The 9854-nt window shown below is 46.1% G+C and carries 10 protein-coding genes; 1 reads left to right on the forward strand and 9 read right to left on the reverse strand.

Annotation, left to right across the window (positions count from 1 at the left end; translation table 11 throughout):
* The 4 genes from dusA to HKN88_09645 all read right to left on the reverse strand — a co-directional run.
* Positions 1 to 758 (reverse strand): tRNA dihydrouridine(20/20a) synthase DusA (dusA, locus tag HKN88_09630; GenBank protein ID NNC98316.1); only part of this gene is annotated, 758 nt, incomplete at its 3' end.
* 109 nt (positions 759 to 867) lie between these two features.
* Positions 868 to 2001, reverse strand: a complete 1134-nt coding sequence (locus tag HKN88_09635; GenBank protein NNC98317.1) for a carboxylate-amine ligase — start codon at positions 1999 to 2001, stop codon at positions 868 to 870.
* A gap of 7 nt (positions 2002 to 2008) precedes the next feature.
* Positions 2009 to 2839 carry an N-formylglutamate amidohydrolase gene (locus HKN88_09640; protein ID NNC98318.1) on the reverse strand — a complete coding sequence of 277 codons (831 nt, stop codon included), beginning with the start codon at positions 2837 to 2839 and terminating at the stop codon, positions 2009 to 2011.
* Positions 2840 to 2841: 2 nt separating this feature from the next.
* Complete coding sequence (locus HKN88_09645; GenBank protein NNC98319.1) at positions 2842 to 3429, reverse strand: malonic semialdehyde reductase; 588 nt, start codon at positions 3427 to 3429, stop codon at positions 2842 to 2844.
* A 115-nt stretch (positions 3430 to 3544) separates the two neighbouring features.
* Between HKN88_09645 and HKN88_09650 the strand changes: the two genes are divergently transcribed.
* A complete protein-coding gene (locus tag HKN88_09650; protein ID NNC98320.1) occupies positions 3545 to 4708 on the forward strand; it encodes an acyl-CoA dehydrogenase in 1164 nt (387 codons plus the stop codon).
* Between the two features lie 89 nt (positions 4709 to 4797).
* On the opposite strand, the gene HKN88_09655 is transcribed toward HKN88_09650, so the two are convergent.
* From HKN88_09655 to HKN88_09675, 5 genes are all read right to left on the reverse strand, one after another.
* Positions 4798 to 6063: an inorganic phosphate transporter gene (locus HKN88_09655; GenBank protein ID NNC98321.1), complete on the reverse strand. Its 1266-nt coding sequence runs from the start codon at positions 6061 to 6063 to the stop codon at positions 4798 to 4800.
* A gap of 70 nt (positions 6064 to 6133) precedes the next feature.
* Positions 6134 to 6808 carry a TIGR00153 family protein gene (locus HKN88_09660; protein NNC98322.1) on the reverse strand — a complete coding sequence of 225 codons (675 nt, stop codon included), beginning with the start codon at positions 6806 to 6808 and terminating at the stop codon, positions 6134 to 6136.
* A gap of 9 nt (positions 6809 to 6817) precedes the next feature.
* On the reverse strand, positions 6818 to 7918 hold the full coding sequence (locus HKN88_09665) for a hypothetical protein (protein ID NNC98323.1): 1101 nt from the start codon (positions 7916 to 7918) through the stop codon (positions 6818 to 6820).
* 167 nt (positions 7919 to 8085) lie between these two features.
* Positions 8086 to 9396 carry a phosphate regulon sensor histidine kinase PhoR gene (phoR, locus tag HKN88_09670; protein ID NNC98324.1) on the reverse strand — a complete coding sequence of 437 codons (1311 nt, stop codon included), beginning with the start codon at positions 9394 to 9396 and terminating at the stop codon, positions 8086 to 8088.
* Positions 9397 to 9417: 21 nt separating this feature from the next.
* Positions 9418 to 9854: DNA-binding response regulator (locus HKN88_09675; protein ID NNC98325.1), on the reverse strand; the 437-nt coding region annotated here is incomplete at its 5' end.

Genomic DNA, 9854 nt, shown 5'->3' on the forward strand with positions numbered 1-9854 from the left:
CCAAAGATCCGTTGATCGGCCTCAGCCAGAAAATACGGGTTCTTATACGCTTCACGTCCAACCATAACTCCATCCACATGCTTGAGATGTTCTTCAACCTGGTCGAGCGACGTGATCCCGCCATTGATCGAGATATGCAGATTCTGGAAATCTTTCTTTAGACGATAAACACGTTCATAGTCCAGAGGCGGAATCTCGCGGTTTTGTTTGGGACTCAAGCCTGACAACCAGGCTTTACGGGCGTGGATGATGAAGACATTGCACTTTGATTGATTGGAAATAGTGTCGACGAATTTATGTAAAAACTCATAACTGTCCTGATCGTCGATACCGATTCGTGTTTTCACGGTGACTGGAACCGACACCACCGCCTCCATTGCGGCCACACACTCGGCTACCAATTGCGGTTCCGCCATTAAACAGGCACCAAAACTTCCCGACTGCACGCGTTCACTCGGACAACCGATGTTGAAATTTATTTCTTTGTAGCCATACTCCTCGCCCAACTTTGCTGCATTGGCAAGCAAGCCGGGATCACTGCCGCCTACTTGTAAAGCGCAGGGTTGCTCTTCCTCTCGAAAATACAAATGGCGTTCAACATCGCCATGCTTCAAGGCCTGCGCCGTGATCATTTCGGTGTAAAGTAAAGACTGTTGCGTGATCTGACGTAAAAAATAACGACAATGGCGGTCGGTCCAATCCATCATTGGCGCGATGGACAGGCGCCTATTGAATTCAATGTCACTATTCTTATTCATTGGACTGTTTGTATTGTTTGTTTGGAACTTCAATGGGGACGCTGGCAAGCAATTTCACCGCATGTATCGGCATATAAGCTAATCACCGATAGGCAATAATGCTAAATTACTAAAATTTCACCGTTTCCTCAACCAGCCAGTCAACCACCGAATTCAAAGCAGATTGTTTACTTTCACCCTTCTCAACGCACTGTTCAAACACCGCTGTCTGCTGTTGCGAACTGGTACCACGCTCTAAAATACGATAGGCATTCATGACTTCCGTCAGGCAGCCCAGCTCAACAGCATCTTCTTTGATCATGTCAATCATTTCGTCGAGTAATTGTTTATAGGGCACTTGTGTACCTTTACCGAAATCGATCAAGTTATCAGTAACTCCGTAGCGCATGGCCCGCCAGCGATTTTCGTAAACCAGCATTTTGCGATATTCTCGCCAGCGTTTATTATCCAGACGTAAACGATACAACATGTGCATGATAGATTGAGCCAAGGCAACAATCGAGAGAGCGTCCTCAAGATTGGTACACACGTCCATAATGCGTAATTCGAGGGTTGGATAACGCACGCTGGGGCGAATATCCCACCAGATCTTGGTGGCATCTTCAATGATATTGGCATTCACCAATGCTCCGATGTTTCTTTCAAATTCGGCAAAGCTGTCAAAGTGTGCGGGCAAGCCGGTCCGTGGCAAATCATTGAAAACTGTTAGTCGGTAACACTGTAGCCCGGTATTGGTGCCATGCCAGAACGGTGACGAGCAACTCAATGCCAGGAGATGCGGTAAAAAATACAGAACCTGGTTCATCAGGTCAATACGCAAGTCTTCATCCTCGATACCGAAATGAATATGCATACCACCGATCAGCATACGATTAGCAACCGCTTGCATGTCTTCTGCCAGGTTATTGTATCTTTCCCGCTCGGTATGTTTTTGCGCCTGCCAGCGTGCGAATGGATGAGTCGATGCGGCTATTGGGGCATAACCGTGCTGATTGGCAATTCTGGCCACACCACCACGCAGTTTGATCAGATCTTCTCTGACCTCGGCTACGTTTTTACAGACTTTGGTGCCAATCTCGATCTGTGAGCGTATGAATTCATGACTCACCTGATGATCAAACAAGTTCTTACACTCAGAAAAAATTTCGTTTGGCGGGTCAACCGCAAGATCACGTGAAGTTTTATCCACAAGAAAATATTCTTCTTCAACGCCTAGGGTTAAACTCGGTTTTGTGGTTTTCATGTCATGGTCACTCGCTACTATCAGATTCAAGTTTGTGATAATGCCTTTTATCCTGCAAAACCTTGTTCAGTATACGACCCAAACGCAGTGACCATTCCTGAATTCCCTCCTCGGTTTGCAACAGGTCTTGTCGCACTTCTATGCAGACATGGGCAAAACCCTGTTTCTCGGCATGATGGTCCATGCTGTAGTCGGCAAAATGTTTTCCGGAGTATGGTTGATTATCACCGACAATAATCCCCTCTTCTGCCTGTAACTCGGATAGTAACATTTCCGGAATACGCGGATCCTTATCCCACAAAATTCCCACATGCCATGGTCGTGGCGCCTGGTCAATCAAGGAAGGGGTGAAGCTGTGTATCGCAATTAGCACTGGCGTTTTGCCGTCATGCACATGTTTGGCTAACTCTTCAGCCATTTTGGCGTGATACGGGTGATAGATGGCATCGGCTCTTTGTTGTTGACTATTCTGATCCAGATTCTGGTTTCCGGGAATGATGATGTGGTCACTCACGGGAATAAATGCCGTTGGGTCTTTCAGGTTTCGGTTGCAATCAACCACCAGACGTGAGTAATTGCAATACACCGCGGTAGCGCCTAACTGGCTGGCTACTCTTTTGCATAATTCCCCAGCCCCGATATCCAGTGCGATATGTGTTTCCAGGAAATCTTCGCCAAGTCCCAGATTGTTCAATTGTTCTGGAATCTTGTTACTCGCGTGCTCACAACACAACACGATCGGTTTGTTATCAAAATGCACACATTCATAAGGCGGTAATTCATGCGCCTGCAATATACTGATGCCTTGGGTAATTTCTTGTTGTTTGCTTATAGACATAATTATATAATTTCACACACGTCATCAAAATCAAAACGCGGACTACGCGGAAACAACCCTTCATCATCACCATAGCCAATATTCATTAAAAAATTGGCTTTTATATTGGTGTTGGCAAAAAATGCCTCATTCACTGTCTTTTTACTGAAGCCCGACATCGGACCGCAGTCCAGACCCAATGCGCGCGCTGCCATGATCAAATAGCCACCCTGCAAACTCCCATTGAGAATTGCCGTATTCTTGATATGTGTTTCGCGACCTTCAAACCAGCTTTTTGCATTGGTATGCGGAAACAACTTGGGCAGATGTTCATAAAAATCCAGATCATAGGCCACAATAGCCGTTACCGGGGCCGCCATGGTTTTCTCGACATTTCCTTCTTGCAGGGCCGGCTTGAGTTTTTGTTTTGCCGCTTCTGATCTCACAAACAACAAGCGTATGGGCGAACAATTTGCACTGGTCGGCGCCATTTTACAAAGGTCGAATAGCTCTTGAAGTTGTTCATCTGAAACCGGTTTGTCTTGCCAGGCATTATGGGTTCGAGCGTTTAGAAAAAGCTGCTCAAGCGCTTTGTTATCAAGGGTATTCATTCAGATCCAGTAGAAAGTTAGATAAGACTATTATGTTATAATTTTTTGCTGATATTTGACTATTTTTTTGACTAATTTTTAAGCTTCAGCCGAAGCCAGTAATCGGAGACAAGAATTGGATTTTACCCTAACTGAAGAACAACTTATGATCCAGGAGGCAGCACGCGATTTTGCCCAATCCGAGATCGTTCCTATTGCCGCCGAGCATGATATTAGTGGCGAGTTCCCGAGCAAAACCATCAAACAAGCCGGTGAACTGGGTTTTATGGGCATTCAAGTGCCTGAAGAATACGGTGGCTCCGGTTTAGACACCATGTGTTTTGCCCTGATGATGGAGGAAATTGCCGCCGCCGATGCTTCGCACTCCGTAATCGTCTCTGTGAACAACTCTTTATATAACAATGGCATTATGCGCTTTGGTACGCATGAGCAAAAACTCAAGTATGTAAAACCCATTGCCACCGGGGAAGAAATTGGTGCCTATGCGCTGACTGAACCACAATCCGGATCGGATGCCGCCAATATGCGCTCCAAGGCGGTGTTGTCTGCTGACGGTTCCTACTACACCATTAACGCCAAAAAATCCTGGATAACCTCAGGTCCTGTTGCCCGATACATTATTCTGTTCGCCATGACTGATCCCGATAAAGGCAGTCGTGGTGCTACTGCATTTATGATCGATACCCAAAAAGAAGGATTCCATCAATTAAAGACCGAACCCAAGTTGGGTATACGCGCATCGGCCACTTGTGAAATCGAACTGACGGATTACAAATGCGATGTTGCCGATGTGATCGGTGAATCGGGACAAGGCTTCAAAATTGCCATGACCGTATTGGATGAAGGCCGGGTCGGAATTGCCGCTCAGGCATTGGGCATCGCACGAGCGGCCTATGACGCCTCGGTGCAGTACAGCAAAGACCGTATTGCGTTTGGCAAACCTATCGGCACATTCCAAATGACCCAGGCAAAGATCGCGGATATGCGCATGCGTCTGGAAGCATCGCGTCTGCTGACCCACAGAGCGGCCTGGGGTAAAGACGAAGCCATACGCACCGGCGGTCGTAATTCATTACACGGCAGCATGGCAAAATTGTATGCCTCGGAAACCGCTATGTTCATTGCGCATCAAGCCGTACAGATCCATGGTGGTATGGGTTACAGCAAAGAGCTCCCGATCGAACGATACTTCAGAGACGCCAAGATTACCGAGATTTACGAAGGAACGTCCGAGATTCAACGCATGTTGATCGCAAGACTGGAGACCGGTTTGCGTTAATCTCCCTAGTCTTCTTTTTCTTTGAAGCAGAAATAAAAAAGCGACTCAATTGAGTCGCTTTTTTATTATCAGGATGCTTAAGATCCCTGTTACCCGCCAAAAATTGTCTTGAGAATAAAGAAGAAAATTATCGACAATATAGCGCCCGCCGGAATGGTCACCAGCCAGGACATAAAGATCTTTTTAACTACCGAGAGATCGATCGCGGATATTCCTCGAGCCAAGCCAACCCCTAGGACCGCACCGACCAGGGTATGCGTGGTCGAGATTGGCATGCCGGTACCGGATGCCACGACAATGGTCATGGCCGCGGCCAGCTCGGCAGCAAAACCGCGACTGGGGGTAAGATGGGTGATCTTTTCTCCGACTGTGGTCATCACATAACGACCAAAAGTTGCCAGACCGATCACAATACCCGCACCACCCAAAACCAGTACCCAGAATGGCAATGCCGATTTACCGCCGATCACTCCGGTTGTTGCCGTGCTGACAACCGCCGCTACCGGACCAATGGCATTGGCCACGTCGTTGGAACCGTGGGCGAAAGCCATACAACAGGCCGTGATGATCATCAGCACGCCGAAAACTTTTTCCACCGTCACAAAGTGAAATTCTTTTTCCGCTTCCGGGTCGGACTTGATCTTGTTAATAAAATATTTACCGATAACTGCGATGATGACACCCACCACTGCTGCAATGGCGTAACTTTGTCCTGCCGAGAGATCCATTTCCTTGACCGCCGGTACGTGCTTCAAGCCTTTGAACACGGTTACCAGCGTGATCAGGAAACCTGCCATGAACATGTAAATGGGCACATAACGCTTGGCACGCTCCAGTGGGTCATTGTGACGTAGGATTAACCATTGCACGCTGTTAAACAGCATGAAGGCAATGAAGCCAGCGGTTAGAGGTGAAGCCACCCAACTCATGACAATGGTACCGACCTTGCCCCATTTCACAGCATCCACACCGATACCTACGGCAGCAAAACCCACAATGGCGCCAACGATGGTGTGTGTGGTTGAAACTGGCCAACCGTTCTTGGAGGCAACCAGCAACCAGATTCCAGCCGCCAACAAAGACGCCAGCATGCCGTAGATCAACAATTCCGGTGAACCAGACAAAAGAGACGGATCAACAATGCCTTTGCGAATGGTAGAGGTCACTTCCCCGCCAGCCAAGACGGCACCGGCGAATTCGAAAATTGCCGCCACGATGATCGCATTTCTAACGGTTAAAGCTTTAGAACCAACCGAGGTCGCCATCGCATTAGCAACATCATTAGCCCCGATTCCCCACGCCATAAACAACCCGAAAATGGCAGCAAGGATTAAATAAACTGTCATGTATTCCACAAGTAATACCCCAATAAAAAATTAGTTTGATGAATTTGTTTGTTAGTCGGATGTATTGACTATTGAATTGTTATTTTGCTAACAACATTTGTAAGCGACGCCCAACACGCTCTGCCGTATCGGCAAGATCGCCGGCAGTCTCAATGAGCTTATACAAGAACATCACATCGACAGCGTGTAGTTCTTTTTCAATTTTGAACAAAAGCGAGCGCAGGTGTGATTGCATGTCGTCGGTGTCTGATTCCAGTTGGTCAAGCATATCAATCTGTTTGCCTACCAAATCAACTTCTGGACCCCGAAAACCAACTTCGAATAATTCATCCAGTTCTTTGATACAAACCGTTGCCTGTTCAACTGTTTCAACACACTTATTAATAAACGCGAGAAACTCGTTACGAATGCTTGCAGGAATCTGCATTTTACGACCCAGCACCAGTCCGGAAATATCCTTGGTGGTGTTGGCGATTTTATCCTGTTCCAGTAGCAGATTAAGCAAATCGATCCGCGGAACTGGCATTAATAAATGCTTGGGTAGATGGGAGCGAATTTCCTGTTTCATCTCATCCGCTTGATGTTCCAGGTCATTGATCTCTGACTGAATACTGGTCGCCTGATCCCAGTTATCTTCAACTACCGAATTAAAAAATTCAGGTAATTTATTGGCGCATTGATTGGCCAGCTGCATGTGTTTTTGCAGTGGTGCGATTGGTGAGCTGCCAAAAATATTTAAAAGTAAGTTTGCCATGGTTTTTCCTTAGAATTTAAATTTAAAATCAAGCATGGTGCGATTGTAATCCAATGCATTGGTAAGCGGATCATTATCTGCATCGGCACTAAGACTATTTTGGTTAACGTATTGATTTATACCAACAGTGAAATTCTTGTTTATTGCATAGGCAACCTTAACTACATGACCGTCTACATCGGCACCACCGCCCCCGAAATCAGAATCGGTGAACAACGGAAAGACCGCAAGCGCATCAGCAGACTTATACAAATACCCAAACTGCCATTCTCCAGCATTCTTGGCACTGCCGTATTTAAAGCCGACTTCGTATCCAGCGTCCAGATCTTCATTGATACCAAGTGCCGCAAGCTGATCGGTGACTTTGTCAGCATCGCTATTGACTGCATAATCTGCATAAACAACGAATGGACGACCCACCAACTTGGTTGAGTAATCTGCAAAAATCTCTGTGACAGAATAGGCATCCGGAAGCTCAACTTCGTCCGAGTTCAGGTCATAGGAGAACAGACTCGCACCGAAAGTCAGTTTTGAGCCATTCCCCATTTTGTAGCCATAACCAACTTGCCCACCAGTCATGTAGGAATCATCACAACTGGAACATTCATCCAGATTGAAGCGACCAACATTGGCAAAAAAGCCAGCATTGGAATATTTATAAGCAAGACCTTCAGGATTCAAGTCACCATCAAAAACCAGCAGGCTTTTGTTTGGCAGGTAGAACGGGTTTGCCATTTTACCGGCGACAATGGTAGAGCCTTTAGCTGGCGTCCAGGCAACATATGCTCTGTCCAAGCCAAAATCTTTGGTTGAGGCAAATTTATCGAATGACTGATTGGTAGAGACTGGGTCGTCATTCCCTGAAGCCAAACGAACACCGACTTTTACGGTGTCATTCACTTTCGCATCCAGGCTGATACGGGCGCGCAAGCGTGAGCGGTCGCGTTCTTCACTACCTTCCTGATCGATCTTTTCCATGCGGTAACGGAAGTCACCGGAAATACTGAGTGAATCACTCCATTTAAGTTCAGTTGCTGTAATTGACTGGCTTGTAAACACACACAAAGCACAAGTCAAAACAGTAGACATGAGATTTTGCTTGGTAAACATTGATTGCTCCATAATAAAGGAAAGTAAATTTATGGAGCGCAGTGTAAACGTGAAATATGACAGTTTTGTGACAAGCCTTACATCTATGGCCCTGGTGATTAGCGTATTTTCACAAGATTGGAATAGTACTGCAAGTAACTGATTACATTGGTTTTATATCAATTGCTTTATACAATTCTCTGTTTGGGAAAATGACAAATGAACTGGCTACCTTGTCCAAGCTCACTCAAAACCCTTAGTTGCGCCTCATGACGCATCAGGGCGTGTTTGACGATAGCCAGGCCCAATCCTGTACCGCCTTGTTCACGCCCTCGTGCTGAATCAACCCGGTAAAAACGTTCGGTCAAACGTCGAATGCTTTCTTCAGGGATGCCTGACCCTTGATCGGTGAACACCACATCGAGACCGTCAACACTCAAATCTGAAGTAATTTTCACGCTGGATCCAGTTGGTGAATAGAGTATGGCGTTTTTTAGTAAATTACTAAAGGCCGAATACAATTCGCTTTCTTCGCCCTTTATCGAGTGAGTGTCGGAAACATTCAATGCAACGTCATGAGAGAAATCAAAGGCAGCCGATAAGTCGCTTTTAATCTGTTTGAGTAATGGAAGTAGTTCCACTTTTCCTTGGCTGGCAAGACTCATGCGACTTTCAAGCATTGATAATGTCAACATGTCTTGAATAATGCTTTGCATTCTGGTGACTTGTTTATCCATGACCTCAATCGGCTCATTCCAAATGTCGGGAATCTGCTCATCTTCAAGCATTTCTTCAACATAGCCGCGCATAACAGTAAGGGGGGTGCGCAACTCATGGGACGCATTTCCAATGAAGTCCTGTCGCATTCTATCCACGCGATAAAAATTGCTCACATCCTGGACTGCGATCATTATGTAGCGTTTTGCAAATCTGGTAAAACTCAAACGCAAACGTAATTTTTGTTGGCCTGTCCCGTCGATCTCAATGGAAGTGAGATGCTCACTGTTATCTCCAGCCGTTTGTTTTTTATCTTCACTAGCAATGAAATGCAATTCATGTACGAAAGTTTCAATTCTTTTTCCAATATCTTCCGGATCACGAATATCAAGGTATTTTCTGGCTTTGCTGTTGATCCAGCGTATCCGGTTATCCCTGTCCACGATCACCAAACCCAATGGAGATGCTTCAGCTGCCTCATCCAGAATATTCTGCAAGCGCCTGTTTCGTTTTGTGGTTTTTTTTAGTGCCCGTTGTTTACTTGCAAATGTTGTTGATAATTCGGCATCAGTGAGAGTAAGAGGCAATTCCGATAACGATTCATCTTCACTTATTTTGAATAAAAGCCTTTGCCCTGAAAATAATTGCCAAAATAGTCCGGCACCTAAGGCCAAGCTTAATCCGAGCAGAGCATGGCCAGCGTAAGTTCCAAACGCGTATCCGAATATTCCGACAAGCGCAACTTGTAATACTGACTTAAGAAATACAATAAATGCTTGCATTGAAAAATTATTCTTCTGTTTTTATTTCATCGTGAACCGGTAACCGGCACCACGTACAGTATGAATGAATTTGTCGTAATCTGCGACTGCTAATGCCTTACGCAGACGGCGGATATGCACATCTACGGTTCTTTCATCCACATCGGGATTATTACGCCAGATTCGATTGAGCAATTGTTCGCGTGAATACACCCGGTCCTGATGCTTGAGAAAATGCTCCAACAACCGGTATTCGGTCGGACCAAGATGAACAGCCTCGCCCGCCAGGGTGACTTGATGACTGGTCAGGTTGACACTCAGATCTCCAACTATCAACTCGGCATCATCCACTACATTATTTCTGCGTAACTGTGCCTTGACCCGTGCCAGTAATTCGCGCTTGGAAAACGGTTTGGTGATGTAATCATCAGCCCCGCCCTCCAGTCCAAGTATTTTGTCATCTTCGTCGGCCTTGGCTG

This window comes from Gammaproteobacteria bacterium, from assembly GCA_013001575.1.
GTDB lineage: Bacteria > Pseudomonadota > Gammaproteobacteria > Steroidobacterales > JABDMI01 > JABDMI01.